The organism is Pseudoalteromonas sp. AWH4_217, assembly GCF_056161105.1.
In genome coordinates, this window is the sequence record NZ_JBSWYM010000014.1 from 83,624 (window position 1) to 109,991 (window position 26,368).

Genomic DNA, 26,368 nt, shown 5'->3' on the forward strand with positions numbered 1-26,368 from the left:
CCAAGTGAACTGTCATTTTTGCTGGCTGAATGGCACAAAGCCATCAAGTCCTTAGCATTGTTTGCCAGGGTTGTGATGGCTGAGCGAGGGAACCTGTTAGCGGAAAATCCGCCTGGTGGCAGCGCCTGTGCTGGCGGTATCTATACCGTACAGCGCTGAGACGCCTTGGGCGACAGGGGTCATAGGAAATGTCTGGGCCACGTTGGCGTTATGTGCTGCGTTAGACAACGCCTGGCTTGTTGCAAGCATAAAGTTACCCGTGGCAACTGCCGGAGCATCACCAAGCACCTTGGTATTGACTTGAGAAACTGAATCCGTGATCTGACTGTTTACAGCGGTAGGAAATGCCATGAGCTTACTCCTTGTTAGGGTTGTAAAGTGCCTTATTATTATGGTCCAGTCATACAGTCTGCACGATTACAGCTGATTACAGAGTATGTACATCAGCTAGTTGCACAAACATCATTATTCCTCATGTGAGTACAATTTACATTTATAGCGGCAGTCCTTATGATACTCACTTGCAACTGATTATCATTACTATCTTTTGGGGCCTTGTGTGGTACATAAAATACTCTTAATCGAAGACGACAGTACATTAAGCGCCTATCTGGCTGATTTATTGCGCAAGGCGGGCTATCACACCGATCAATGCTTTGACGGTGAACGCGGACTTGAAGTGGCGAGGACTCAGCAGCACCATTTGATCCTGCTGGATAAAATGTTACCTAAACTTGATGGGGTGACTTTGCTCCAAAAACTGCGCGAATCTAGCCAGCAGCCTGTGATCATGGTCTCTGCTAAAGGTGCAGAGGAAGAACGGATTGTGGGCCTCAGTCACGGTGCAGATGATTATGTAGCAAAGCCGTTTAACGCAACGGAGTTATTGCTGAGAATTGAGCGCCTGTTAAAGCGCAGTCACGGTAATACTGCACCCATCTCTCAGTCTGAAATTACCGTGGATGGTCTCACGCTGGCACTACATACACAGTCTATTACGCTGCATGGCGAACCGCTGGATTTTACGCCGATCCAGTTCAAGCTGCTGTGGGCCCTCATGTCACAGCAAAATACCATAGTCCCTAAAGCTGACCTTTATTTGTCGGTACTGAACAAAAAGCTTGGCGCATACGATCGCAGTCTGGATATGCATTTAAGCCGGGTACGCAGAAAACTCAATGATGCCAACTGGTTTGGCGAGCGGCTGCAAACGGTGCATGGCCAGGGGTACTGTTTTAAATGAAGCGCACATTTCTATGGAAATTATGCCTAATCGTGGCAACGGGTTTAGTGGCATTTTTCTACCTGTTACATGCTCTGACATTAAAAACCGAAGAAAGCATGAGCATGATTGCAAAAGCGGATCGTGCAGAGCTGACGCAGTGGCGCATCAAGTCTGAGCAACTCTACATGGCTAATAATACTCAGGCACTGAATGCCTGGTTAGCGCAACTGATGGCGGAAGAATCGACCTGGGCATCGGTCGCCAGTTTCAGGGCGATCCACCTTGCCGGAGAACCTATAGACAAAGACATTGTCGGCACTTACCATTTTGGGCGCAGTATAGAGTGGAAAATTCATCTTTATTTTTCCGCAAATCCGGTGATGGAATTACCCTTTGAGCACAGCAATGCCAGCTTGCTGATAAAGCTACCCAGCAGGATGCGCCCCGGTACTTACTGGGCAACCACCAAGTTTTTGCTTCAGGTCCTGATCCCGATGGGGGTATTAGCTGTGCTGTCAGTATTACTTTATCAGCACATTATTACTCCGCTGCGCAAGCTGGACAGTGCCACATCGGCGTTTAGCCGGGGTAACTTTAAGGTCAGACTGGGCAGATATCTGGGAAAACGTAACGATGAGTTTGCTCACCTGGCCGCTACCTTTGACCAGATGGCGGCCAAAATTGGCGAGTTGATAGCCAGTCAGCGACAGCTCATTGCCGACTTGTCTCATGAGTTACGCACGCCGCTTACTCGTCTCGACATTGCGGTAGAGGGTTTTGAAGTGGATGATGCTCAGACACACCTTGCACGGATCGCACGCGAGTCCGCTCAGATCCGTAAACTCGTCGAAGATTCATTGACACTGGCCTGGTTGGAAAATGAAAAACCAGTGCTAAAAAGAGAAAACGTCGACTTAGTGGACTTGCTCGATGTGCTGGTGGAGGATGCCAGGTTCGAGTTTCCTGACAGGCGTATTGTTTTTGAACCACCCGCTAACGCCATTGTACAAAACAGCTGCCACCGAGCTTTGTGTCCTGCCGTAGAAAACGTGATTCGCAATGCGCTGCGTTACACGCCGGTGGGAAAGCATGTGCAGATCACGCTGACACAGCAAACTGAGCAGTATTGCATTCAAATTCAGGATCAGGGGCCAGGGATCCCGGAGGTGTTTCTTGAGAAAGTGTTTGAACCATTTTTTCGCGTTGACAATGCCCGTCTTGCAGAAAATGACAGTTTTGGCCTGGGTCTGGCGCTGGCAAAGCGCCACCTGGCGAGCGTAGGGGCCAGTATTTCGGCACATAATCCCAGCACTGGTGGCCTTTTGGTTACGATAATGATTCCCATTTCTCAAATGTAACAGTTGTAAAAGTGATTGCCTGAAAAGTCTAAATGACAATAATTCCGATTTAGACTTTTAACTTGTTGTTTGACTGAGATGTAAATCATGCCATTTGCCCCACATAGAAATCATTTGTTTAAGAAAAGTTTATTAGCCTGTTCGGTTGCTCTGAGCGCTTTTGGAACCAGCGTTTATGCTGCGCAGACTAGCGATGATACGGACGAGCAGAAAATAGAGCGGATCGCGGTCGTTGGTGCCACAACCAATTCAGAGATCACGCCTGAGGTGTTAGAAAATTATCAGGCGAACGATCTGGAAGATGTTTTCCGCCATACTCCGTCGGTTACGGTCGGCGGCTCGTTGGGGATTGCACAAAAGATTTTTGTCCGGGGCCTGGAAGATTCCATGGTGAATGTCACGGTGGATGGTGCGCCGCAAACCAGTACTTTGTTCCACCATATTGGCCGGGTTGCAATAGAGCCTGAGTTGCTGCGTAGCGTTGAAGTGCAAGCGGGTGCTGGTGAGGCAACGGCAGGTTCAGGCGCCGTCGGCGGTGCTATTCGTTTTAAAACCAAAAGTGCTGAGGATTTACTCAAAGCCAGCGAACGATTTGGCGGTACAGTTAAAGCGAGTTATTTTACCAATGATGGTCACAAAGAAAGTGTGTCTTTATACGGTAAAGTCACCGATTCGATAGGTGTGCTGGCATCGTATGTCACTGTTAGCCGGGAGAACATGGAAGATGGTGATGGCCAAGAAATTCCTGGGACTGCTGCTGATCAGACCCTGGGTTTTGTGAAAGTTAATACGCAACTGACTGACAATCAGGAGTTGGTTGTTAGTTTTGAGCGCCGCAAAGAAGAAGGTAAATTTGGTAAGCAAACGAACTGGGCACCGCTACAAACCGATCCACTGTTCTCATCCTGGGGGGAGCGCGAAACTTTGGTTCTCAACCATACCTGGTATCACAGCGCTCTGGTTAATTTAGAAACCACGGTTTATCAGACCGAGTCATCATTTAAACGTGAGTTATATACCTGGGATGCGTCGATTGAAACGACCGGCTTTGATATTCGCAATACCAGTGATATTGGTACGCACACCGTGACATATGGTATCGAGCGCAAAAATGACAAAGTAGACTCTGAGTCTTATGGCGATTTTGGCGGCATTTATGATGAAGATGGCACAGTGACTGGGCTCTATGTGCAGGATCACTGGCAAATGCGCGACGATTTACTGCTGAGTTTTGGCTTGCGTCATGACAGTTATGAACTCGATCACAGCGGTATTGATGCAAACTGGGTGAAAGTGGATGGTGTCTGGGTTATCGAAAAAGATGGCAATGGCAATCCAGTGACAACCAGCAACGCATTTTCAACGGAAAAACAGGATGGGATCAGTAAAAACGTCGGCCTTGTGTACGAGCTTGCTGACAATCTCAAGCTGTCGTTGGGCTACGCCGAAGCGCTGCGTGGCAGGCAGGTGGCTGATGCCTTTACAGTCGGTGAGTTAACACCCAATGAAAACCTGAACCCTGAAGAGGTTGAAAATACTGAACTGGGTCTGCAATACAACGATGGCACCTGGATGCTGGAAGCGTCACTGTATGTCAGTACCATAGATGATGTTGTATTTGACAAGTTTAAAGGCAAAGAAGGCGTTTTCTATGAAAACATCGGTGAGTTAGAAAGCAAAGGATTTGAGCTGGTTGCAGGATATCAGGCGGATAATTTTGATGTGATTATCAGTTACAACAACAATGATGTTGAACTGAATAACGCTGTATTTAACTTGCCAGACCCGGCAGCCCCGGATTCGACTAAACCCGTTACAATCAATGGTATCGATATGGCTGCCTATGAATATGGCGGGCTGGGGAATGCGGTTGGCGATTCGGTCAATGTTAATTTTAACTATCGCCTGAATGAACAGATTAAACTAGGCTGGAACTATCACTATGTCGCAAGCCTAAATGATATTGAGGTTTTCCACCGCTCAATGGAGCTGGGCTGGGTCTCTGAACTGGAAACCATCAGCAAGCCAAGCTATCAACTGGTTGATGCTTACATCAGCTATGCGCCGTTTGAGGCATTAAAAGTGGACTTGTCTGTTCAGAACCTGCTCGATGAATCATATCGCAGTCATGGCAGTGTCGCCGACTATGGTCATATCCCGGGTTATGAAAACGTGGTTGGTATCAAAGAAGCCGGTCGTGATATTCGTTTGACGCTGACCTATCAGTTCTAACCACTAATCATCTCAGCCATAGTGCTCGTTTAGACTGTGGCTGAGATGGCGTCTGTTTCTTCATATTATGGTTTTAATATCATGAGCTTATCAGCAAAGCCTGTTCAAGCCTTTGCGCTTGGCTGGCGGGTATTACTTGCCCTGGTTGGCGGATTTGCGATTGCTAACCTCGCCGCCATAGCCATTTCTCAATTATCCGGGGATAACAAAGTGGATGGCATCGTTGCCGGTATGATGTGGAGTTTTGTTGTTTATACGCTGGTTGTGATCAGTGTATTTACAGTCAGAACTGCATGGCGTGCAACTTTGCTGATATCGACCCTAATAGCCTTGCTGTATGGCCTAATCCACTTACTTTCTGTATCGGAGGCCCTATGAAAGCAAGGTTTCGACAGTCCATGGGCTGGCTGCACACCTGGAGCGGCGTGGTGTTTGCCTGGTTATTATATTTTATCTTTGTGACTGGCAGTGTCGGTTATTTCGAAAACGAGATTGACCGCTGGATGAAGCCTGAAATTGTCACAAGCAATGATATTTCGGACAAACAAGCCATTGATTTGGCGATGGCACAGCTTGGCGAACACGCTGATGATGCATCTCAGTGGTATGTGAGCCTGCCTACCTCGCGGGATCCTTACATCGAAATCTCCTGGTTACAGCCCGGCGACCCAGAGAAACAGGTCCGCCGTCAGTGGTATGAGAAGCCGCTTGAGCCAAATACGGGAGACATTACGTCTATCCGCGATACCAGTGGTGGAGAAACCCTGTACCGGCTGCACTATAACTTGCATTACGTGCCGCCGCTGGTGGGTTATATCCTGACTAGTCTGGCAGGCATGCTCATGTTAATTGGTTTGGTGACCGGGGTGATCATTCACAGGAAGATTTTTGCTGAGTTTTTTACTTTTCGAAGCGCCAAAGGCCTGCGTTCCTGGCTGGATATTCACAATGTTTTCAGTGTATTGCCATTGCCGTTTCATTTAATGATCACCTACAGCGGCGTTATGTTGCTCATGGGGGTGACCATGTCTAAGGTCATTGACAGCCAATATGGTGAAGGCAGACAGATGCATCGTCAGTTTTATGATGCCTCTCAGCTGGAGGAATACACCACCCTAACCACTGAGATTTTGCCAGCTCAGTTAAATGTAGATACGGCACTGTCTGATGCAAAACAGCGAGTGACCGAGCAGGCGGTCAACTTTGTCGGTATCATTGACAGGGGCACTGACACTGAACACATAGAGATCTGGTTTGAAACCAGTGAAGGAGTTGAGTTTGCCTCATTGCTCAAATACCGTGCCCGTACAGAGCGGGTTGAGGTTGAGATAGCGACTGGCAAAGCAGGACAGGCTGCTGCGGTATATGATCTGCTTGAACACCTTCACGAAGGTCTGTTTGCTGATATTTATCTGCGCTGGGTGTATTTCCTCTGTGGGTTATTTGGCGCTGCGATGATTGCATCCGGAATGATCATCTGGCTAAAAAAGCAGATGATGAAAGAGGCCACACCTCCATTACTTATATCCCTAATCGCCAGACTAAACAGAGGTGTTCTGCTCGGCTTGCCGATTGCAGTCGGCTGCTATTTTCTGAGTAACCGGCTACTCCCTGTTGACATGTCAGGCCGTGCCGCCTGGGAGATGCATGTGTTGTTTGCTGCATGGGTGTTGTGCTGTCTGTTTTGTTTGATTAATCGGAGTCAAAATCAGTGGCTGACTTTGCTTTGGAGCGCAGCTCTTGTTTATTTTGTTATTCCCCTGGTTAATATGCTCACCACACATCACAGTGTCATAAACAGTCTGTTGAACGCAGACTGGCTGATGCTCGGTTTTGATCTCAGTATGTGGTTATTTGCCGTTTGCTTTGGACTGGCGGCGACAGTTGTATCTAAAAAGGGTGCGGGGTCACACGTGGCTAAAAAGGAGCCGTTAGTATGCTGATCACTGTGATACTGATGTTGCTGTTGTTCGGTTTTGCGCTGCTCAGCACGGCGATGCCTCGTCATTACAGTCAGGTTATTGGGCCATCTATACATCCAGCCAGGCAACAGCTTTGGTTGTTGCGTATCGGTGGGACTGGATTGAACCTTATCGCTTTGTTTGTTTGTGTTTTTTCCTGGGGAGTTTCACGAGGACTCGTATACTGGTTTGGTAGTGCAACTATGGTGGTCTTTATTGTGATTGGTGTTTTGACCTACCGTCCCAGATGGCTGCGCTGGATCTGTAGGTCAGTGGCTTACAAGTTATAAAGTTCTCCAAAACAGAACAAATCTATCAGATTTTACGTAATTACGTTCTTAATCAACTATGTAATCATGACCATGGTCTACAGGCACTCGTGCCTATACTTAACGAAAGAAGTGATCACACATGTTTAGCTGGTTAAAACACATGTTGCCGGGACACGCCGAGGCAACTCACGGAGAAACGAAGATGACGAAAGTACTGGTTTTATATTATTCAAGCTATGGCCACATTGAAACCATGGCACAAGCCGTTGCTGAAGGTGCAGGTTCAGTTGAGGGCGTACAAGTGACAATTAAACGTGTTGCTGAGTTAATGCCGGAAGAGGTGGCTAAAAATGCAGGGGTTAAGCTGGATCAGGCCGCTGAGATTGCTGCGCCGGCAGAGCTGGAAAACTATGATGCCATTATTTTCGGCACACCAACACGCTTTGGCAATATGGCATCGCAAATGCGCAATTTCTTGGATCAAACGGGTGGCTTGTGGGCAGCCGGTAAGCTGATTAGTAAAGTCGGTAGTGTGTTTACCTCTACCGGTACGGGTGGCGGTAATGAAACCACCATACAGTCTTTTCATACGACCCTGTTCCATCATGGTATGGTGGTGGTGGGTTTACCCTATGCCGCAGCTGAGCTGACAGATATTTCTGAAGTCAGAGGCGGATCACCACTCGGTGCTGCCTGTATTGCGGGTGCAGATGGCAGCCGCCAGCCATCTGACAAAGAGCTTGCTTTGGCGAAGTTTCAGGGTCAACACGTAGCTGGAATCGCCGCGAAATTGAAGTAACGCGATTTAACAAAGCGTAATGTTTTTTTCATTACGCTTTGTTTTTGCTCATATAAATCTTTCCCACTCGCAGACGATGTCTCGCGCCATACTGAGCTATTCAATTTGTATTCGATGTGTTGAGGTCCCGTGTTTATCTTCCAGGTGTAACAGCTTGTAATGGAATAATTTTAGTTTCTCTCTAGACTTTAGCCCAGTTTTTACGACTGAGACCTATTCGCAGTTGAATGCGTTGCCAGTCGGTTTTCATGCATATCTACGGCAATTTCTTAAGGAGGAATTATGTCTATTGAAGCGGTTCAGGCTCCCCTTTATCCACCCTGTCGGGTTGTTGGCGATTTGGTCTTTGTGTCAGGCCAGAATGCTGAGGTTAATGGCTATATTCAGTCAGAGAACATCGTTGACCAGACCACGACAATTTTTGAGTTACTGACAGTCACCCTGGCCAGCGTCGGGTGTACTTTTCAGGATGTGATTAAAGTTAACGGTTTTTTGCATACCGAAGATGACTTTGAGCAATTCAATCAGGTGTACCGAGAATATTTCGGTCCACAGCATGGCAGCTATCCTGCGCGCTCCATGGCATTGGGTGTATTGACTCAAAAGCATCAACAAAACAAAGCACTCATTGAAATCGAGCTAGTGGCACAAAAGCGCACTTAACGCAGTGTCCTATCTTTATATTTGGTCCACAAGGCGAAGGAACTAACATGTCAAACAGCAAATACAAAATTTATCCGCCACTGGGTATCGCGCGGGTTGGTAACGGACCTGCGGTAAAATCGTTGGCGATCCAGACTCCCGAAGTACCCTGGGCGCATTTGTACGATACTGAGGTTCAGTATCTGGTCACCGAGCAAGAACTGGTTTCATTGGTTGACAAAGTGCTAAATCAGGATGCCAGAAAAGAACTTGAAGAGATTTATCAATCGTTTAGTGCCAGTGGTAAAAAAACACTGGAGTCAGCGAAAACAGCAAGGGTCGTGGGGATATTGAGTTTGTCTCATATGGTAGCTGCACCACAAATCATCCGTGCGCTGGACGACCTGGCACTGGAAACGGTAAGCGATGCCGATGGGTTTATTGCATTAGTCAGAAAAGCGATACTTAAAGTCCTGAGCGACCACTATTTACATGCAGTGAAAAAGCAGGCTCAGAATTTTTATATTTATCAGTGTGATGAAAATGGCAACCCAACCGAAAAACTCAAGCTCGAGGCGGGAGACAAGGTAACCTGGCATGTTGAGGTCGCGAATAAAAAGTCGTTCTGGTACGACTATAATAACGCGCTCGATTTGTCGTTAATGACAGAGGGCACAGGTAACCTGAGCCAGAATGTCAGTAAACACCGTCTTGCTCCCGCACAGACTGCGAAAAGACGTAACCCTAATGTGATCACGCACGGCTTGCGCAGACAACTCGTCATTGCCAGTCAGGGTTGTGTGTCGAGCGACGCGGATACACAAGTGCCACTGCGTGGTAAATTTCCCGCCAATGAACCCGACTCGCAAAACCGCCTGAGTGATTTGCTCAATATGTCACAAAGGCACAATGTACTTCAGGGGACGATAGAGTGTAGCCGTGAGGGGGTATTGACCTTTTTTGCGGGTGATGGCATTTCACAGGCACTATCCCCGTCTTCATTGAATACGGACTTTGCAGATAATTCTAACTGGTTCGATGATATTTGCGATGGCCGTGTTACTGCCGTGGTAGAGTTGAAAAATGGCGATACTTTCACCATCGACAGTGAATCGGACAGTGCCTGGGTTGCGACCACCCCCCCGGATTATGCACCTCAGATAGAGCCTTTGGTGACTATGTATGACATGGTGTCGGGGGCATCATTGAAAGAAAAAGAACTGGCTCAGTTAAACACTCAGTTCAGCGATGTTTTTCCCATTTTGTATCGACTATACAGAATGCAATGGGTTAATCAGGCGGACTTTACTGACAACGCAGTGAACACACAAATTCGTGAACTTAACAGTGAAGGGGCTTTTGGCCGCTTACTGGAAAGTTCGGCGACAGAAAAAACACTCAGAGAGAGCATTTTCAAACAGTTCAGAAACCCACTGTTTGATCAGGATGTTGACATTGAAGACGCGGGCCAGTCGAGCAGTGAGTGGGTCAGCACCAGCCGTATTATTCCGAGTAAAGACGCTACCAATATTGCAAATGAGCCAGCAACGTCCCGATTGCAAATTCCATTTTATCCCAATGATGGCGTTGATTATCCTGGCAGCCCGGTACAGTGGTTTGCAATTCCTCCGTTTATGTATCAGCACCTGCAAAACTGGGCGAACGGTGACTTCAGTGTAACTGATGCTGAGAAAGCCTGTGCAGCAACCATAGATGAACTAGGGCTCTTCTACAGTGAGGTGTTCCAGCGCTCTGAAAACAGTGCATTGCTGTGTGCTCGCGGTGCCCTAGATGCCTTGTATGGTGGTGGGTTTCATCCTGGCGTAGAGCTGACCTGGCCTATGCGTCATGATCTTATTTACAGTAACAACCAGTACCAGGGCGGCGTCACACCTGAGATTAACTTGCTGGGTTTGAGAGAATTCAGACTGAGACAAGATCCTGCCGGTCTGGCTTCTGCCAACATGTATCAGGATTTTGGTCATATCATCAATGTGGAGAATGTAGCGGAGTCAATTATTCCCGACTCTAAAGCCGCCTGGCTGTGGCAAAACACCCCTGGCGATCTGACTAAATGGATGGGGATCCCCTGGCAATCGGATGCCGCGAGTTGTCAGGCAGTCTATACGCCGGAAGACTTCCCAATCCCTTCGTGGTGGGCGGCAAACCTGCCTGTTCATATCCTGCCACTGGCCAGATATAACAAGTTTAAAGACAGTCAGTCAGTGGATGCGCCGACTATCAACGGCATGCAACACTCCGTGGCACAGGGTATGTCTCAAGAGACCTTTGAACACTTGCGTCTGGAGCAGTTTTCGCAACGCCTTGATTGGTTGCATACTGCTGACCTCGGGTTTGTGGGCTACCATGCTGAAGGTGGTTATACCAATGGATTGATCCAGATGGTCAGCCAGTGGAAGAATATGGCGATGGTTATGGCCCGGCCGGTGGATAATCCAGGGACGTCTGGCATACCAAATGTGGTGTATGTCGCATACAGCGAAGCCGACAAGGACTAGCAGTAGCGTTGAGAAGCACTTAGGTGCTTCTCATCAATGAGGAAGTAATATGTGTGTGAGCAATAAGTATGATTGCGTTATTGTAGGTGGCGGGATATCGGGCACTGTCACTGCCTGGCAATTGTTCAGGCAGGGTCTGAAAGTGGTAATCGTTGACCCCCGAAATGCACCCGTTATGCGTCTTGCTGAGAGCTTGCCTGCCAGCGCAGAGCCCATGATGCACCGGCTGGGACTGTTTGAATTACTCCAGCAGGAGCCGCACTCTATGCACTCTGGGCAGATTTCGTCGTGGGGAGAGCCGATACTGCGTAAAGCGCCTCTGAGTGACCGCCATCACGGCTGGAAAGTCGATAAATCGGTGCTGACGACACAAATTCAGACACAGTTGCCTGAGCAATGTCTGTTTAAAGGAAAAGTCGTTGAGGTTTCTGAGCACGACGATGTCTGGTTCTGTCGGGTAAAATCGGCGCAGGATGGGTCTGAGCATAGTCTGGAGAGTCGGTTTATTGTCGATGCCAGTGGCCGGCAAGGATACTTGCCCCGAGTATTGAACCTGCCAAGACACACATTCGACAAACTGACGGCTTTTGTTGCCAACGTACCGAGCCCTTTCAATCTGCAGGGGTTATCACCATCTGTGGTGGTCGAGGCCTTTGAGCATGGCTGGACGCTGATATCTCGCCTGAATGCAGAGCAAAGTATGTTGGCAATTTTCTGCAATCAGCATACTCCCGGTTTTAGTCAGCTCAAACATAGTTGTAACTGGCATGATATAGCAGTCAACACGCCATGCTTTTACAACGCATTGCCCGAACAGCCTTTTACGGTAAAAGCCATCAATGCAAGTAGTCATATAATGGGACGTTTGAGTGGTAAGAACTGGTTGCTGGCAGGTGATGCTGCCATGGCTTTTGATCCTTTGTCTTCTCATGGTATGACAACGGCAATCTATATGGCAGAAAAAGCGTCGCAGGCTATATTAGCGGCACTCAACGGTGAAACTACTGCTTTACACCTATACAGTAAGTCCATGACTGAAATCTACAACAGCTATCTTAATGAGCTGTTTGGGTATTATCGTCGTGAACAACGCTTTCCTGACTCAGAATTCTGGAGAAGTAAGCAAGGTATTCAACAGCCCGAGGTCCGTAACGTGATTAGCTAGCAATGCCGAAAAGGCGTCAGGTAACCCGACCTGCACCAATTGATACAGAGTGCATAACTGGCCTGCCACGATATTTCTTAGTCATGGAAGAGGACCGCGGCAGTTACTCAATTATTGTTGGCTGCTTGGCAGGTATTGCGCCCAGGATGATACCATAAACGGATATTCTCCGGTGACATCAACCCTGCTACGCCAGAATTGCAACGCGCCTGTGTTAATGCCCTGGTAGGCAAAGATCACATCGGCGACCAGTCTGTCGCCACTTTGACTGGTTTGCACGTCTACATTCACCAATTGGTAGCCATTGGGGTTTGGACCATCCCGGCGACTCTGATAGCACAAGTGGTAAGACTGCTGATAAACAGTCGGGTTATTGTACAGCGTATAATTAAGCGCGCGTGTTGCGTCGGTATCACCTGCGGATATGTCGAGTGAGGTGATCTCTGTTACCAGATTTTGAAATTGCTCTTTGCCGTGGTTATCTCCGTGTAACACGTCACCAAAGGGGAGTGCACTGACTGGCACGATGGCCTGTACCTGTAAGGTGTTATAGGATTGCAATTGCCCAATAACCACCATTTGAGCCGCCTCATCGTTTTGTGCCCGCCCAAGTGCCGTAATGCATTGTGTAAGCAGTTCATCCGTTGGGATGAGCAGAGTATACATTTGTTCATTATAGCGATTGTCCAGCACCCACTGCATGCTATAAGCAATATACCGATTTTTAGCCTGATTTAACCCCTTAAACAGCGTTTGGTATAGCTGGTTATTTCGATTCAATCGTTGCAGTGCGATGTCATCATTGATGTTTTCAAGCATAGGTAACTGGGTTTCGTTGCTGCCGAGGAGGCTATTCTGGTAAAGCTCTTTTTCCAGGTTTAGATTGGGGAACTTTGCGTTTATAAACCCAACGGCATAGGCGTACTGGTCGGGTTGTCGTGGTGTTTGCATATCGGGATCCGCAGCAAACATACGCTGAGCTGTATCCGAATGAAGTAACGGCGTATTTTGCTGATCGGTAATAGTTAAAGTCATAGGACCTCCTTAATTACTTTTTGCAAACGGCGAAAGCCGTGATGAGACAAAAGGATATTGATTGGTGACATCAATGCTACAGGCATAACGCATGCGCTCTGAACTGGTCATGATAAACTCAAAACTGTGCCGCGCGGGTTCTGCACTTGAAGGCTGAACATGAATCGCTTGCACATCCTGAAGCAGTAAAGTGCGTTCGTTAGTGACCACAATCTGATAGAAGTGACTCAGGAAATAATTACTGGCTCTGTCTTTAGCACTCAAACCCACATTGGGTTTAAGGACTGGTAATGGCAACTGGCTACTGGCCAATTGGCCGTCGGTTAATGTTGGCACTGTGATATCTGCACTGTCAATCAGGTGCTTGACACAGACCATAGGCAGAGCGGTGCCATCGCTGTAATACGGGATATCGAGCCCGGTCATTTGGCCATTTACAATGTAGGTTGCTTGCGCCTGACTGGTGGTATTGATGAGTGCATCCAGTTGAGTGGGTGTATCGGGGGTAAGGACGTAAGTATCGATCAGATTAATTGTCAGTACCCAGGTTGCTTGCTGTGCCAGGTACAAAAATGGCCGATATGTTAGTTGTGGCTGATTATCAGTTTTAACCTGATAATTAAAGACGGTGTGAAAGTCGTCCGGGCTGGCTTTGATTGACTGTGCCGCAGCTTCATATTGTTTTTCGAGGTTTAAAGTAGGGAAGCTGGGCTGTATTTTTCCGATTGCATAGATAAGCTCACCGCTATCATACTCTGCAACGCGCTGCACTGGCGCGGAATGGTTAGTGGGCGTATTCATTGTGAGTTTCCTTAGCCGAAAATCTGTCGCTACATAGTCTGAAGCGGCATGAATGACTGTATTTCTGTATTGATAAAGGGATACAGACCACTGACATCGACCCGACAGAAATAATAATGGTGCCTGGTGGAGGTATTTTCTTTATAGGTCAGTGTGATATCCACAATTCGGTGGTCGGACAGCGCATCAAATCGGCTAAAGGTGATCCTAACGAGAGATGCGCTGGGGAGTGAATTAGCCCCTGTGTTCATTTTATGCGTTTGAGCATAGATATCGGGGTATCGAAAGGCAACGAAGTTTTTGGCTCTGTCGAAATCGCTACGCCCCGGGTTTGGCTCAACCTCCAGCGCTCTGATGACATCTTGAATGGCGTTGGTCTCAGCTCTCGATATTTTTTGAATGGTGTGGTGCAACTGGGATAAAGTGTGATGATAAATTTGCTGACAGACCACCTCGGGTAAATCCAGCGAGCTATGGCTGCTAGTGATATGGCCAATCACACAGGTATAAACCGTCTCCAGCGTATTCTTGGGAGGCTGTAATGCTTCAATAAGCGCCTGTAATTCAGCGGGTGTGGCCGGGTTTAACACATAGCTGTGCGCTTGCTTGACTGACAATACCCAGTCTACCTGTTCTGCCAGATACAAGTACCTGTTCCTCGAGGGGCTATCAACTGGCTGAGATAGGTTGGTGAACACGGCATAGTAGGCTTTTTCGTCAACGCCTAACTCTGTCGCAGCACTTAGAAATTGCCGCTTGATCCCTTCATTGGGGAAGACGATATCTACCTGACCCAATGCATAAATGTAGTCATAAGTGTTACGTTGCAGAGTTTGCTCAGCGGGCTTTTCTTCTGGCTGACGCTGAACAGGCTGTTCGTTGTCATGCTTTAGATCGTTTTCAGCGTCACATGTTTGCTCTGCGTCCACTTGAGGGTCTGTCACTTGAACTGAGTGAGTTGACTGTGGAGCTGTGTTTTTTTCAGGATGGGCAGGCGGGTCAACAGCAGCTCCGTCGGTGTTCAATTCGTTCATAATTTTCTCTCCGGGAGTGAGGAAGTGCTGATGGAGCACAGCACTTCAGTGAGTGTAATGCCTCTATATTCATTAGGCTAAATACAGGTTTGGTGAGTGGTTAACTACCCAGGATCTTTGTAGTTGCAATCCCTGTAGACGCAGTGTCAATTGAATATAGTGTTGTGACGCCCATGGTTGTAGCTGCCTGCGCTGTCACTGCCATTTGTTGCTGTGCAGTGGTTGCGTTATGCGCTGCATTGGCGAGTGCCTGAGAGGTAGCCTGAAACAGATTACCCATCGACATAGCAGGCGCATCACCCAGCACTTTGACATTGGCCTGAGTAACAGAATCTGTGATTTGGTCGTTTACTGAAGTTGGAAATGCCATGATTTATTCCTTAATGGTTAGTTGCTGTTTTACGTTAATAAGTAAGGAATAATTTAGCGTGTTGTGACGGTGAAGTTTTGGTTTAACTTGTTGAACTAGTGGTATATTTAATGGCTTTTTAGACGCTCAGTTTTAACAGTATATCGTCGGTTTTTAATACTTGCTCTATCTGGTGCAGTGACAAGCATTGGCAAAGAAACAAAGTAGCCCCGATACGGGGCTCCATAATTCCACGCAACAGGGCTAGTAACTCAATTGACATTTCCAACATATGTTGGCGTTTCTAACTATACCCCTGAGTGCTTTTACCAACTTGGTAAAAGTTACGATTAGTGCATAAGAGGCATTGTATATTGATATCACCGTGTGTACTGCCAAATGTGGAGACAGCCGCTCACCGTGTTACCACCTCAGCGAGGTTTGATGCTCTGACAGGCGGGCTATCCCGTCTTTGATATCTTTAAGTTGTATCTCTTTGCGGTTTTGTGCCAGCAGTCTGAGTGACACAAAACGCAACACATTGATAATGTCGGCACCACTGAGTGGATATTGTTGCGAGAGTCTGGCAAGGCACACATCTGGTGACAAACGAGATTGATCGCACAGTCCGCTTTGCCATATTTCAAAGCGCTGCTCTGCTTTTGGGGCCTGAAACTCAACAATGGATTCAAAGCGGCGGAAAAACGCATCGTCTATGTTGTCTTTATAATTGGAAGCAAGGATCACAACGCCGTTAAAGTGTTCAATGCGTTGCAATAAGTAGGCGACGTTCTGGTTAGCAAATTGGTCGTTTGATGAGCTGGTTTGTAAGCGTTTACCAAACAGGGCATCGGCTTCATCGAAAAACAGGATCCAATTCCTATGCTCTGCCAGAGTGAATAACTGCTCGAGGTTTTTTTCTGTTTCGCCGATGTACTTGGAGGTGATCAATGACAAGTCTACTTTGTAAACTGGGTGATTCAGTGCCTTACCCAGCACACTCGCGGTGAGTGTTTTACCTGTGCCTGGTGGGCCATAGAAAAGTGCCCGGTAGCCGGGTCTGAGCTGCCGGCCAATGTGCCAGTGCGAACGCAGCGTTTCGCCATGTTGCACCCAGGTTACGATTTCATCGAGCTGTGCCCTGGTGGTATCGGGAAGTTTTAAATCGTCCCACTCCAGCACAGAACTGACAAGACTGGCCGGAAAGTGATGACTGGTTTCTGGTTGATAAGGTTCCCCTGTGGTGAACAGTTGCACATATTCAGGTTTTAGTGTGAGCGCGGTATGTAACACAGGGCGCTCAGCCTGATCTGGCTCTGAGCTCAGTATTTTTTTGAGTAAAGCGCTGCTACGTAGTCGCTCTAATATCTCAAATTGCGTTGATAATTGTGTACCATTAAACAAAAACGAGGCTGTTGTTCCCGTGGCCAGCAGTTGGCCCTGCGATTCCACAATGCCGAACTCTGTAAAAGGTCTATTGGTCTGTTCATTTATAGAAAGAAAAATGTCAAACAGGCTGGGCCGGATAACGGGCACCAGAGCAAGAATGATGACTAGCCGTTCAACTGCGGTTGGATTGTGTGGAAAGACAGTAGCCGCAAACGGAGAGCCATAATCCTGCGATGTTGATGTGGTGGACGGAGGTGCCGGTGCCGTTTCTGGCGGTGTCAATGCAGTTGGCTCCTCAGGTGAACTAAAATAGCGTGAAACTCTAAACTGAATGGTCCTTTCCAGCCACAAACATTCGTTTTCTAAGTCATGTGCATTTTGTGCGGCGTTCGAAGGAGAGAGTTCAGGCCCTTTGGGTGCGGGTTGCCACATGGGATATTCCTCATTGTCTTGATTGGCGACATTAGTCAGCGGGTTTATTCCTGTGAGTGTAGCTTGGAGCTTGCAGGATCCGGCTGGTAACTATGAGGAATCTTTTGGTAATTTTAATGAAAACAGTGGCCTTAACCCGGTGGTGTTTCGAAGCAATGATGTGTCGTCGTATACCTGATTTTTGGTGTAAATGGGATCATTAAAACCTGGCCAGGCTTTAACTTGCTGAGATCAGCGTGTGCATTGTGCTCTATGAGGTCCATGACAGTAACGCCTGCTACATTTGCCAGCGCGTCACAAATTGAATGTAGCGTGTCACCTTTCATTGTTTCATAGTAAAAATGCCCACTTGCCTTAAAGTAAGGGATTTTGATAGTCGTTTCGCTAGGTAATTCTTCTGATAACAAGGTTGGGTTCAGTCTCTCGATGTCGACAGGTGAAATACCAGCACTCGCTCTCAGTGAGATGCTGATCAAAGCCAAAGTATCACCCGGCTGAACGGTATATAGGAGTACGGTTCGCATAGGAAGTGACCTGTGTTAAGAGCAGGGGGGCGTTGGCATACCTGCTCATATGGGAAAAAAGGCGTTACTGAACTGCCCAGTAAATCGGGAATGATCCCGTATTGTCACCTATCGTTATAGTGCGTACCTTGGCGCCGCTACCGGATTGCTCAAACGGCGTATAGGTAGATTCAAGTACCCGTGCATTAGTTTGCTGCTGTTGTTGCACTTCGTCGCCCAATATTCCTACTGAGTAACCAGATTGAAAAATTTGATGTTCAATCGCCTGAATCTGGTCAGAAGTGACACCCTTATCAGCTTTGGTCAATTGCAACCAGACGGTAGTGCCGATTGGAATAGCTGCTGTACTAAGTGCGCTAAGTACATCGGCAGCAACTGCTGACGGGGTTGGTGCAGTGTTGCCCGACGCTGTTTTGTTAGTAAGTGCTGAGGAGTCCAGAATATATACAGGCATTAAAGCCAATCCATAGCCGTGCTGGTCATTTGTGCCTGTTATTCTGTTGGTTTCTTGTGCCGTTAAGGGGATATATTGACTGGAACCATCTGACTGGTTTAGGTTTCGCATACAAAAGGTGTAACCTTCGCTTTTGTACTTGTCTGCAATACTTGGTTTCATTGTACCATTATAGATAAAGCCTTTTGAATGCGGGTGCGCGACGGTTGAATATGCATGTTGTAACTCAGGTGTGTTGGTTATTTTGACATAGCCTGGATTATCTTTGGAGCCTAAAGCGGGTGCGTTACTCATAATAAAACCTCTAAAGTTAAGTGTCATTGATGTGGGAGTTGTAAAACCAAGTAATCGATTTGGTTGAATTAACTATAAAAGAGGTTTCTTTTACCAACTTGGTAAAAATGGGGGTTGAATTGGTATATGTTACTTACTCGAGTTTTATTTTCTTATTTTGATATGCGAAACGAAAAAGGCCGTCAAAAGACGGCCTAATATCAGCTTAACTGCTTTTTATTTTTGCTATTTTAGCGCTTGTGAAATTGTTTCGATCCAGAGGCCATTTTGGTCACTTGAGAATTGCCAGTTCATGATACCACCCAATTGAGAGGTATTTTGAATAGGAACAATGACCTCGTTAACTATGTTGCGTGCAGGCATGTACCCGGAACCGGCATCGTGCATAGAAACAGGGAAACCTGCCACTATTTTTGCTGGTGACATGTTCGGAAGTTTGGTGTAGTTGAGATACGAGCTGACTATCAGATCAGGGTTCGCGCTCCATGGTGGGTTGTTGTAGAACTGCACATTTAACCAGTCAATATCCTGGCCAGCCTGTTCTACCACCTCAATATAGCCAGCCATAGGACCGCCTTGTTCTAGGTAAGGGGGTTGAGGTGCATGAGAAATAATATAGTCGGGGCTGGGCAGTCGTTTTCTGAGCTCCTGAGTCAAAGATATTAAGAATTGTGCACCGTCGTACCCGGCATTACCCGTGAATGCTGCGGTGTCCTCGTAATCAATATCAATACCATCGAGTTGATGTTCTTTTACAAAATTTGCGAGAGAATCGGCCAGTCGAGGCGTGTCCTCAGACAGTGGGCGATAAGCGTTGAAATCCATGTCGCCGCCGCCAAAGGAAATCAGTACTTTCTGCCCTTTTTGTTGCATTGCCTTGATTGCCTCTATAGTGCTGCCTGTAAAGCTAGAATCAGTCGCTGCGATGGCGCCACTTAATACCAGGTTAAACGGATTGTCGTGTGATGAAGACAAGAATGCCAGATTCACGACATCATATGGTAGTTCGCTGGCGTTTATCAGTGGGATTGCGCCAGAATTGTAGTAGGTAATCGTTTTAGACATGATAGTTCCTTGTATATGTTTGACTGTAAGAGAGGGTGCGCAGTTAGCTTAGCTACACCAGCAATACCTGACTTGGTAAAAGTTACGACATTCAGTATGCAGACAACTCAATTTAACGTCTCGCAGGTTTAGAAAACGATGTTGCAATGCCTCGGCCATGACCTGCTTTCAGTCAGAAAAACTTAGCTGAGTCTGTGATAGATTGATATTACATATGATTACAAGATTTTGATTGAAAAAGCGGTTTAGGAGCTTAGTTTTTGTTCCTAAGCAACAAGGTCGGGCCATTTTTTAGCTGTCCTTGTTGCAGGATATTTGTTTTGCTGAGTTTGCGTTGTCGTTGTGCGGTAGTGAGTTAATTAAGGCGCTCTTTAAGCTGATGCAATCGTCTTTCATATTCCCCCATAATATTGCTCACTATCCAGCTGGCAATGACGCCACTGCCTACATGTGCTGCGCGAATAGCCTGATATTCGGGATAAGAATGCTGTAGCCACTCGATACCCGCGCTGATTGTACCACCGATGATCAGGCCTAATATACTGGCGTACTTGTTGTAAAAACCTCGCGCAGAGTCCATGGCTTCTTTGGCAATGGACAGATCTGATGTTTTTATTTCTTCCAGACCAAAATTCAGAATGCGGTTGGCAATAATCACGTCATCTCGCTGTGGGTTAGTAAAACCCGGGAAAAAAGCCAGAAACCTGGCGATAAGAGCAAGAGCCGTGGTTTTACGCGAGTAAAAAATGCTCAGACTGTCAGGGGGGGAAGTTTGTTCGCTTTCGGGCGGAGATGTTGCGACGGCTGCATGTAGCGCAGAGTTTTCTATGCTTGCATGTTCAGTATCATTGGTATTTTGGGTTGAATGCAACGAATCCATGAGCAATCCTTAAAATTTATCTGGTGTTTTAAATGTTAGTCTGTAACTTGCACAAAAACTTGGCCTTTTCTCAGTTCGTCAGAGGCAAGCTATGGCAAACGATAATTAGAAGAAAGTCCCTAATACATCTCCAGGGACCTCAACATCAACCTCGCCGTTATCAGGGTTAACCAGTACCATTAAGTCGGTATCATTGGGTGGATAGATGGTGGCTGATTCTGAATAATATTGACTGGACGACGGGTGGCTTTTACTAATACCTAATTTGCCAAATGTTTGCTCGGTTGTCGCAACCCATTTGCAAGCTATTCGCCAAACGCCATGTTCTTTTCTGGGGGCCGGTCTTCTTTGCAGGCTTAGTGTATACCCGTCAAGTTTAACGGGTGTCATGAGTACATTTTCGGTATGTTGACGCACATTTAAATCTGTCATTGCCTCTTGGTTAAACTGCATGGTTTTTATTGTTTCATAAAATTCATATCCTAAGCTCCTTCCGTACTCTTCAAGGATTTTAGGTCCGTTTTCTAACCAGTTCTTAACGGCATTGACCGATTTACTCTTACTCGTGAACTTTGAGGCAAAATCTACCCTGTTTTCATTTTTTAGCCGTTCCCTTAAATACTCTTCGTCTACTGCGATATGTTTCTCTATCGCATGCTGATTGCTGGCCTCTTGCTTACCATCACTAATTTCTCTGGCCCTAATGTGGTTTTTTATATCGGCTCTCTTATTGAATAATTCCGCGATTTCAAAATCGACAAAACTAGATTTTGCAAGGTTGTATATAAACTCTATTTCAGAGTCACTCAGAGTATGTTTTGGTTTTATTTTTCCGCTTTTCTCAAATCTGCGCCATTGTTCATTGAACTTCTTTAGGTCTCTATATTGTGATTCTGTTAGGACACGCTGAATAGGCGAGGCTTGAAGTGAGGGATTCTGGAAGAGAATAGGCTTTTCACTCGCTGCGTGATGGGTTACGACTTTTCTATTTGTCTCATTGATTGCGCTTTTTTTTTCAGAGATATACTTGTACATTTTTCCACCCCTCTTGTGGTGAGTTTTTAGTAAGAGTCTTGTTGAACGGTGTCGCTACTTAAATTGGCCCACTTTGATAACTGATCCAGGCTCGCATGTCGGGCTCTACTTAGTGGTTGTTTTATCTTTTTACTATAGAAAGTTTGCTGTCGGGAAAATTGGTAGAATGTGGCCGTTGATTGGTATTTCTAATGTAACTCATGCGGGTGGGGCGCTTGCTGGGCTTTATCGAACAGAATGCTCTCCTATTGACCTTGATACAAATGGCCAACCCCATTGTATTTGCGATTAAATTTTTGCTTATATACCCCGTTTAGTTGCCGCATGCCTTTTGACAGGTTGCCATTCGGGGTTTTTACGAGTAAGTGGAAGTGATTGGTCATCAGGCAATAAGCGTGGATCACCCAGTTAAAACGTGTACACACATCGCCAAGTAGGGTGAGGAACATAGCAAAATCGCCTTCCTCAGTGTAGATAGCTTTGCGCTCATTGCTTCTTTAAGTCACATGATATAAAGCCCCAGCAAATTCCATTCGTAAAGGTCGGCTCATTGATAAAACATCAAAATAAAAAAGGTTAGCTAATCTAAGGATAGCTCACCTTTTGGATCGTGTACGATGCAAGACCTGACCCCGTATTCAATTAGCTCTTGTTTACTTATACTCTTTACTCAGTTGGGTGTTAACTCTATTTCCCCATTCCCTTGCTCCGCTCGTGCCTCCTCTTCTTTTTTTATTTTCTCCAGATACATCCGATTAATTCGTTGGTCACGATAGTACAAAGCGGACATTCCGCTTGACACCAATTCATGGTACGTTTTTAGTACTTTGTCTTTCCATGTTTGACAGTCGTTTGTTATCAGAGAATATTTGGACTCGTCATAATGTAGCCATATGGCTTCAACTAACATTTTTTCGTCATATATCAAGTCGCCTTCCCCGAGTTGTTTTGACCAGTGAGACTTTGACACGTCCTCAGAGTACAATTCTCCTGGCCCTCTCATATCATGGTTTTTTGAATGAAAACCTATATTATCAAATTTACCCGTTGGTAAATCCTGTACCTCTTTAAATATAAAATGTGCATGGTACAGGTGCGTTTTCCCCTCTAACTTCGGTAGTCCTCCGACCATATTATTCGGAACATTTTCATTCCCGTTCCCAAGCCGCCTGTGCGCGACATATGCAGGCGGGTCTACAATCGTCTTAGACTCCCGTATATATCCTAGTTTGTTTATACTTGGTATGTATGCCCAAAAATACGTTTTACCATCGTGTGTTTTGTTAGGCCGCTCTTCATCGTATACCGTTACTATATTTTCGCCTTTTCTGTATTTACCCTTAGTTTTGTTTAAGTTGTAATCTCTTAATGCTCCTGCCTCGCGAGTTATACGCGGTTTTGGCAACATATTAAGTTGTACTGGCAGTAATTTTTTCTTCAGTTGGTGTCTCCCATGTTTTATTTCTTTAGTACTATGTCCTTGCGTAATTTGCCGTTGCTTAAGAAAACTACACTCTTTTGTCTTTGTTTTACTAAATTCAGCGTACATAAATATTCCTTAACTCTTGAAACTGTTTATCTGAATTGTTGACGCGGTCCGGGCTACCGTTGCACATTGAGACATGTCGATAGGATCTGGTCCTGCATTGTACACGCACCCCACCCACAACCCCTTAACCTCGTGGCCAAGTTCACTACTAAACCCTTGCTCCACACTCGCTGTCACATCCTGCGTTACGCCTGCGCTTGCCCAACTGAGCCAACGTTTAACGTAATTAGCAATACCTGCCAAGGTGGTACCTAGCTCACAAAGCAGCTTAAATTTGTTAAAGTGGTTTACTCAGGTTTTCCAGGCGAGTGTTAAGTTTGGTGCTATCCGGTATCCCACAAAATTGTCTGGAACAATTTTGAACAGCGTAGCCGGCCCGAAGGGCACAGGGCAGGAAGCCCGGAGTAACAAATCGAACCCTGCATCTTTAACTCTCCCTTTATAGGTTTTAAACGGGGCTTTGGTTGTGAAACCGCCATAGCCAGCTACTCCTGCCCACCCAAACGCAGCGCCATATTCCCCCACTCTGTGGCCTGTTGCTCAAGCTTTGGATCGTCATTTACCGCTACGCCATTGACCTCATTGGTAGGCTTGACCATCCCCAGCGCCTGCTGTGCAATATGCCCCAGTTCATGGGGCAGATGTTTCTCCTGACCGGGCGACAGATAAATATCACGTCCTTGTGCATACGCGTGGGCTTGTACCTGTGCCGGTTTGGGCGAGTTATAATGCACCCGCACATTGGCCAGATTCACGCCGGTAAGCTTTTCCATGCCCCGCCTCAGACGGGGCGGCAGGGCGCGGCTGACAGGTTGAATGCCCGTTGTTGTACGTCGTTGTGCTGGTCCTTGAGTAACGGGGCGAGCAAAGCGGTTTTGCTTCACCTTAAGTTGATAAAACGCCATGGGGTTATCCCGTGTTTGCTGGATGTATTTACTATAGATGAGCGGTTTAGAGGGAGATTGGTAAAAAAGCGCCAGTGGTTGGTACTTTTCAGTAAGTTAAAATTATATTCAGACTTTGCTGGTTCATTGCTCTCTCACCCTGTCTCTGGAGAGGTTTGGGGCTGATAGAGATTTACAGGCAAAAAAAGACCCGAACGGGTCGGGTACTTTGGCTGGAACTCGTTTCTGCATTATTCCGTCGCTTCCACTGCCTCAGTTGCTATTTGCTCCGCCAAGTCAGGAGTTGTATTTGAGGGCGAGTTAAAGGCTTGCTGATACACGCTCTGATCTGCCGCAACAACGGCATTTCTGGCGACATCTTCGGCCTCAAAAGGTGTGGTAGTGGCGTATCCGGTGGATTGTGCTGCCGTGTCAGCATCGGCTTGTGCTACCGCCTGGGTAGCTTGCTGCTCGGCGCCGTTCACTGCTTGATCGTATAAATTACTCATGGCTGATTTTCCTTACGTATGGTTAAGTTATGCACTATGCAGTGCGTCGAATGGGCCTTCCACCCAAATATCGTTTTGTGTGAATAAATTCAGTAGCTCCAGGGGGCGGGAGCTGGCCAGCTCAGCGAAAGAGGTTTCCCAGATATTGCGCTCAGAACGTACTTTGATCAGTTTATGCTTATCCTGCTGCCAGTTCAGGGGCAGAAACACGCATTTTTCTTTGGGTTTTTGTCCGTATAATTTGTCTCTGGCCGAGAGAAATACGAGGTTACGCTTGTGTGTTTCTGTCAGCTGAGATTCCTCAATACAGTAGCGTAGTGAGGCTCTGAACCAGGCGGGAAAAACGCTGCGTTCTGGTATCGATAAGTTTTCGGGCAGGGAAGGCTCTGCGTCGCTGAGCTCCTGTTCGTCGGACTGATTATGCCAGGTTTGTAAGGCATCGATACTCAAGCTTCTGAACTGAAGTATAGGTAGCGAGTCAATAAATGAGCTCATATCTGATTGTTTACTGTGCCTGAAGTGTTCAAAGGCCAGGTGTAACTGGCTGAGTGCACTCAGCCGAGCAATCACCAGCTCTGGTCGGTTTAACCCCAGCAACTGAATACTGTTCTGGCCTTTACTGAGCTGCTTTAACCTGTCTTTGTCCAGTGAATGAAACCAACTCGTAAACTCTGGTAATTGATGAAAGTCAGGTGCGTGACGCAAAATGTCCGGGTGTGACCAGATTTCTTTTGCTACGCCGTCAAGGTGTAATGTACGGGTATCCATTAAAAAGGCGGCCAGTAAATCAAAAGGGTATGCACGGCCGGTTACAGGGTCAAAGCGAATAAACAGTCTGGGGTCTTCCTCATAGGGGTTGATGAGCAGCGGTTGTTCCTGTTCAATACTGATCGCAGGCAGACGCAGACCTGCCAGTGGAAATCGTCCGCCTTTATGCTGTTCATGGCATGCCTCGCAGACAAATAGCAGGTTTCGCTGTTCATAGGCTTGTGAGTAGTAGGGAGAACAAGTGGTAACCGTACTTTGTCCGGACTCCTGCTCTGTTTCCAACAGCTCTACAGGGCGAAAGTGTCCGACTTTTCCTCCATCAGTTGCCGACAAATAGCTTTCGCAGTAGGCGCAGCACCCCCGATTAAGCTGTGCCAGATATGTCCTGAGGTGCGCAGAACTGAACAGTGAGGTATCAAAAGCCGCGTAGTTAAACCCGCTTGTCACGACATCCTTGCCCAGCTCGTCGGTTCTGAGTGTAATAAACACCAGATTGTCTACCAAGTCTGCAGCATAACCTTCATCAATGAGTTGCTGGCGGTCCTGAGTTGTCAGTGTGTGGTACTTTGGTGCGTCCGCTAATCGTGATACCAGCTCTTGCATTTGCCTGTTTGCCGCATTCACTTTTACTTTTTCATCGGGTAACCAGGTGAGCGGGCTAAAGTTAATTCTGATCATGACGAGGTAGCTCCTTATCTTATGATTTAACCCTCGGGTGTTTCTGTGCTACGTTGCATGACTTCACTTTGAAAAGCCTGATTTTGTTGCATCAGCTGAGCCTCCATGTTCTTAATGGTCGTTTCCATGGCTTGCTGAGCTGCCTGGGCACTTTGTTGAGCGGCCAGCTCTTGTTCCGTGTAAACTTGTTTCATATGAATGTTTTGCTCTTCCAGATAAGTTACCTGAGCGTTGAGCATTTGTTCCTGATTTGGCTCTGCCTGAGTCGTCTCGTCATTCAATGTGTGAGGTGACGCGCTGACAGCCTCGCTTGCCAGTGCGTGATTAATACGGGCCAGATGTTGACGCGACTGATCAACAAGCTGAGATGACTGCTGTAAAGACTGATCTATGGTCTGCCGGGCACTGGCTAGCATGGCGTCTATGTCTGACAGAATAGTGTTCAGCTGTGTAGGCATAACGACTTGGGTTAACTCACCAAGCGCGGCTTTTTTCTGTTGTGCTGGGTTCATGTT

General features: G+C 46.8%; 26 protein-coding genes and 1 pseudogene. 10 read left to right on the forward strand and 17 right to left on the reverse strand.

From position 1 onward, the window contains the following. Nucleotides 1–96: 96 nt before the first annotated feature. A complete protein-coding gene (locus ACXAH1_RS17275) occupies nt 97–351 on the reverse strand; it encodes a RebB family R body protein (RefSeq protein WP_475198390.1) in 255 nt (84 codons plus the stop codon). 208 nt (nt 352–559) lie between these two features. Here ACXAH1_RS17275 and ACXAH1_RS17280 point away from each other — a divergent pair, with 208 nt between their 5' ends. From ACXAH1_RS17280 to ACXAH1_RS17325, 10 genes are all read left to right on the forward strand, one after another. After that, entirely contained in the window at nt 560–1,243 is a 684-nt protein-coding gene (locus ACXAH1_RS17280) for a response regulator transcription factor (protein WP_475198391.1), read from the forward strand. Nucleotides 1,244–1,275: 32 nt separating this feature from the next. Further along, on the forward strand, nt 1,276–2,583 hold the full coding sequence (locus tag ACXAH1_RS17285; protein WP_475198392.1) for a histidine kinase sensor domain-containing protein: 1,308 nt from the start codon (nt 1,276–1,278) through the stop codon (nt 2,581–2,583). 114 nt (nt 2,584–2,697) lie between these two features. Continuing rightward, the gene (locus tag ACXAH1_RS17290) at nt 2,698–4,815 is read left to right on the forward strand and encodes a TonB-dependent receptor domain-containing protein (protein ID WP_475198393.1); all 2,118 of its coding nucleotides are present in this window, start codon (nt 2,698–2,700) and stop codon (nt 4,813–4,815) included. Between the two features lie 81 nt (nt 4,816–4,896). Further along, nucleotides 4,897–5,193, forward strand: coding sequence for a hypothetical protein (locus ACXAH1_RS17295; protein WP_475198394.1), 297 nt, complete (start codon nt 4,897–4,899; stop codon nt 5,191–5,193). After that, nucleotides 5,190–6,758 (forward strand): PepSY-associated TM helix domain-containing protein, encoded by a 1,569-nt coding sequence (locus tag ACXAH1_RS17300; RefSeq protein WP_475198396.1) that lies wholly within the window; start codon nt 5,190–5,192, stop codon nt 6,756–6,758. The genes ACXAH1_RS17295 and ACXAH1_RS17300 overlap by 4 nt, the downstream gene beginning before the upstream one ends. Then, nucleotides 6,752–7,066, forward strand: a complete 315-nt coding sequence (locus ACXAH1_RS17305; RefSeq protein WP_475198397.1) for a DUF3325 domain-containing protein — start codon at nt 6,752–6,754, stop codon at nt 7,064–7,066. The genes ACXAH1_RS17300 and ACXAH1_RS17305 overlap by 7 nt, the downstream gene beginning before the upstream one ends. Before the next feature lie 184 nt (nt 7,067–7,250). Continuing rightward, the gene (gene wrbA / locus ACXAH1_RS17310) at nt 7,251–7,847 is read left to right on the forward strand and encodes an NAD(P)H:quinone oxidoreductase (protein WP_475198400.1); all 597 of its coding nucleotides are present in this window, start codon (nt 7,251–7,253) and stop codon (nt 7,845–7,847) included. 282 nt (nt 7,848–8,129) lie between these two features. Further along, nucleotides 8,130–8,510, forward strand: a complete 381-nt coding sequence (locus ACXAH1_RS17315) for a RidA family protein (protein ID WP_475198402.1) — start codon at nt 8,130–8,132, stop codon at nt 8,508–8,510. A 47-nt stretch (nt 8,511–8,557) separates the two neighbouring features. Further along, the gene (locus ACXAH1_RS17320) at nt 8,558–11,008 is read left to right on the forward strand and encodes a LodA/GoxA family CTQ-dependent oxidase (RefSeq protein ID WP_475198403.1); all 2,451 of its coding nucleotides are present in this window, start codon (nt 8,558–8,560) and stop codon (nt 11,006–11,008) included. 55 nt (nt 11,009–11,063) lie between these two features. Further along, nucleotides 11,064–12,173, forward strand: coding sequence for an FAD-dependent oxidoreductase (locus tag ACXAH1_RS17325; RefSeq protein ID WP_475198405.1), 1,110 nt, complete (start codon nt 11,064–11,066; stop codon nt 12,171–12,173). Between the two features lie 111 nt (nt 12,174–12,284). Here the strand turns inward: ACXAH1_RS17325 and ACXAH1_RS17330 are convergent, their stop codons facing one another. From ACXAH1_RS17330 to ACXAH1_RS17405, 16 genes and pseudogenes are all read right to left on the reverse strand, one after another. Next, nucleotides 12,285–13,208, reverse strand: coding sequence for a cyanobactin maturation protease PatG family protein (locus ACXAH1_RS17330; protein ID WP_475198407.1), 924 nt, complete (start codon nt 13,206–13,208; stop codon nt 12,285–12,287). Between the two features lie 9 nt (nt 13,209–13,217). Then, nucleotides 13,218–14,009, reverse strand: a complete 792-nt coding sequence (locus ACXAH1_RS17335) for a hypothetical protein (RefSeq protein WP_475198410.1) — start codon at nt 14,007–14,009, stop codon at nt 13,218–13,220. A 29-nt stretch (nt 14,010–14,038) separates the two neighbouring features. Then, the gene (locus tag ACXAH1_RS17340) at nt 14,039–15,043 is read right to left on the reverse strand and encodes a cyanobactin maturation protease PatG family protein (RefSeq protein WP_475198412.1); all 1,005 of its coding nucleotides are present in this window, start codon (nt 15,041–15,043) and stop codon (nt 14,039–14,041) included. A gap of 100 nt (nt 15,044–15,143) precedes the next feature. Beyond that, nucleotides 15,144–15,413 carry a RebB family R body protein gene (locus tag ACXAH1_RS17345; RefSeq protein ID WP_253048307.1) on the reverse strand — a complete coding sequence of 90 codons (270 nt, stop codon included), beginning with the start codon at nt 15,411–15,413 and terminating at the stop codon, nt 15,144–15,146. Between the two features lie 402 nt (nt 15,414–15,815). Further along, entirely contained in the window at nt 15,816–17,213 is a 1,398-nt protein-coding gene (locus ACXAH1_RS17350; protein ID WP_475198414.1) for an ATP-binding protein, read from the reverse strand. 131 nt (nt 17,214–17,344) lie between these two features. Beyond that, nucleotides 17,345–17,737 carry a LysM peptidoglycan-binding domain-containing protein gene (locus tag ACXAH1_RS17355; RefSeq protein WP_475198416.1) on the reverse strand — a complete coding sequence of 131 codons (393 nt, stop codon included), beginning with the start codon at nt 17,735–17,737 and terminating at the stop codon, nt 17,345–17,347. Nucleotides 17,738–17,801: 64 nt separating this feature from the next. Then, nucleotides 17,802–18,485: a glycoside hydrolase family 25 domain-containing protein gene (locus ACXAH1_RS17360; RefSeq protein WP_475198417.1), complete on the reverse strand. Its 684-nt coding sequence runs from the start codon at nt 18,483–18,485 to the stop codon at nt 17,802–17,804. A 225-nt stretch (nt 18,486–18,710) separates the two neighbouring features. Beyond that, nucleotides 18,711–19,550: a glycosyl hydrolase family 18 protein gene (locus ACXAH1_RS17365; protein WP_475198418.1), complete on the reverse strand. Its 840-nt coding sequence runs from the start codon at nt 19,548–19,550 to the stop codon at nt 18,711–18,713. Between the two features lie 355 nt (nt 19,551–19,905). Next, nucleotides 19,906–20,430, reverse strand: a complete 525-nt coding sequence (locus ACXAH1_RS17370) for a hypothetical protein (protein ID WP_475198419.1) — start codon at nt 20,428–20,430, stop codon at nt 19,906–19,908. A gap of 105 nt (nt 20,431–20,535) precedes the next feature. Further along, a complete protein-coding gene (locus ACXAH1_RS17375) occupies nt 20,536–21,465 on the reverse strand; it encodes a hypothetical protein (RefSeq protein WP_475198421.1) in 930 nt (309 codons plus the stop codon). A 245-nt stretch (nt 21,466–21,710) separates the two neighbouring features. Beyond that, nucleotides 21,711–21,944: pseudogene (locus ACXAH1_RS17380) on the reverse strand (transposase); the annotation flags it as partial. A gap of 191 nt (nt 21,945–22,135) precedes the next feature. After that, the gene (locus ACXAH1_RS17385) at nt 22,136–23,014 is read right to left on the reverse strand and encodes a hypothetical protein (RefSeq protein ID WP_475198422.1); all 879 of its coding nucleotides are present in this window, start codon (nt 23,012–23,014) and stop codon (nt 22,136–22,138) included. 485 nt (nt 23,015–23,499) lie between these two features. Continuing rightward, complete coding sequence (locus tag ACXAH1_RS17390; protein WP_475198424.1) at nt 23,500–23,919, reverse strand: eCIS core domain-containing protein; 420 nt, start codon at nt 23,917–23,919, stop codon at nt 23,500–23,502. A gap of 230 nt (nt 23,920–24,149) precedes the next feature. Beyond that, the gene (locus tag ACXAH1_RS17395) at nt 24,150–24,407 is read right to left on the reverse strand and encodes a hypothetical protein (RefSeq protein ID WP_475198426.1); all 258 of its coding nucleotides are present in this window, start codon (nt 24,405–24,407) and stop codon (nt 24,150–24,152) included. A 27-nt stretch (nt 24,408–24,434) separates the two neighbouring features. Beyond that, nucleotides 24,435–25,853 carry a hypothetical protein gene (locus tag ACXAH1_RS17400; protein ID WP_475198428.1) on the reverse strand — a complete coding sequence of 473 codons (1,419 nt, stop codon included), beginning with the start codon at nt 25,851–25,853 and terminating at the stop codon, nt 24,435–24,437. A 26-nt stretch (nt 25,854–25,879) separates the two neighbouring features. Then, nucleotides 25,880–26,365 carry a hypothetical protein gene (locus ACXAH1_RS17405; protein WP_475198429.1) on the reverse strand — a complete coding sequence of 162 codons (486 nt, stop codon included), beginning with the start codon at nt 26,363–26,365 and terminating at the stop codon, nt 25,880–25,882. Nucleotides 26,366–26,368: the final 3 nt, after the last annotated feature.

Bases quoted from the DNA above. Each gene is read 5' to 3' on its own strand.
- ACXAH1_RS17385 (WP_475198422.1), bottom strand. From the start codon at position 23,014: ATGTACGCTGAATTTAGTAAAACAAAGACAAAAGAGTGTAGTTTTCTT.
- ACXAH1_RS17335 (WP_475198410.1), bottom strand. From the start codon at position 14,009: ATGAATACGCCCACTAACCATTCCGCGCCAGTGCAGCGCGTTGCAGAG.
- ACXAH1_RS17365 (WP_475198418.1), bottom strand. From the start codon at position 19,550: ATGTCTAAAACGATTACCTACTACAATTCTGGCGCAATCCCACTGATA.
- ACXAH1_RS17300 (WP_475198396.1), top strand. From the start codon at position 5,190: ATGAAAGCAAGGTTTCGACAGTCCATGGGCTGGCTGCACACCTGGAGC.
- ACXAH1_RS17390 (WP_475198424.1), bottom strand. From the start codon at position 23,919: ATGGCGTTTTATCAACTTAAGGTGAAGCAAAACCGCTTTGCTCGCCCC.
- ACXAH1_RS17405 (WP_475198429.1), bottom strand. From the start codon at position 26,365: ATGAACCCAGCACAACAGAAAAAAGCCGCGCTTGGTGAGTTAACCCAA.
- ACXAH1_RS17345 (WP_253048307.1), bottom strand. From the start codon at position 15,413: ATGGCATTTCCAACTTCAGTAAACGACCAAATCACAGATTCTGTTACT.
- ACXAH1_RS17350 (WP_475198414.1), bottom strand. From the start codon at position 17,213: ATGTGGCAACCCGCACCCAAAGGGCCTGAACTCTCTCCTTCGAACGCC.
- ACXAH1_RS17355 (WP_475198416.1), bottom strand. From the start codon at position 17,737: ATGCGAACCGTACTCCTATATACCGTTCAGCCGGGTGATACTTTGGCT.
- ACXAH1_RS17315 (WP_475198402.1), top strand. From the start codon at position 8,130: ATGTCTATTGAAGCGGTTCAGGCTCCCCTTTATCCACCCTGTCGGGTT.
- ACXAH1_RS17275 (WP_475198390.1), bottom strand. From the start codon at position 351: ATGGCATTTCCTACCGCTGTAAACAGTCAGATCACGGATTCAGTTTCT.
- ACXAH1_RS17400 (WP_475198428.1), bottom strand. From the start codon at position 25,853: ATGATCAGAATTAACTTTAGCCCGCTCACCTGGTTACCCGATGAAAAA.
- ACXAH1_RS17340 (WP_475198412.1), bottom strand. From the start codon at position 15,043: ATGAACGAATTGAACACCGACGGAGCTGCTGTTGACCCGCCTGCCCAT.
- ACXAH1_RS17360 (WP_475198417.1), bottom strand. From the start codon at position 18,485: ATGAGTAACGCACCCGCTTTAGGCTCCAAAGATAATCCAGGCTATGTC.
- ACXAH1_RS17375 (WP_475198421.1), bottom strand. From the start codon at position 21,465: ATGTACAAGTATATCTCTGAAAAAAAAAGCGCAATCAATGAGACAAAT.
- ACXAH1_RS17370 (WP_475198419.1), bottom strand. From the start codon at position 20,430: ATGGATTCGTTGCATTCAACCCAAAATACCAATGATACTGAACATGCA.
- ACXAH1_RS17320 (WP_475198403.1), top strand. From the start codon at position 8,558: ATGTCAAACAGCAAATACAAAATTTATCCGCCACTGGGTATCGCGCGG.
- ACXAH1_RS17305 (WP_475198397.1), top strand. From the start codon at position 6,752: ATGCTGATCACTGTGATACTGATGTTGCTGTTGTTCGGTTTTGCGCTG.
- wrbA (WP_475198400.1), top strand. From the start codon at position 7,251: ATGACGAAAGTACTGGTTTTATATTATTCAAGCTATGGCCACATTGAA.
- ACXAH1_RS17295 (WP_475198394.1), top strand. From the start codon at position 4,897: ATGAGCTTATCAGCAAAGCCTGTTCAAGCCTTTGCGCTTGGCTGGCGG.
- ACXAH1_RS17395 (WP_475198426.1), bottom strand. From the start codon at position 24,407: ATGAGTAATTTATACGATCAAGCAGTGAACGGCGCCGAGCAGCAAGCT.
- ACXAH1_RS17330 (WP_475198407.1), bottom strand. From the start codon at position 13,208: ATGACTTTAACTATTACCGATCAGCAAAATACGCCGTTACTTCATTCG.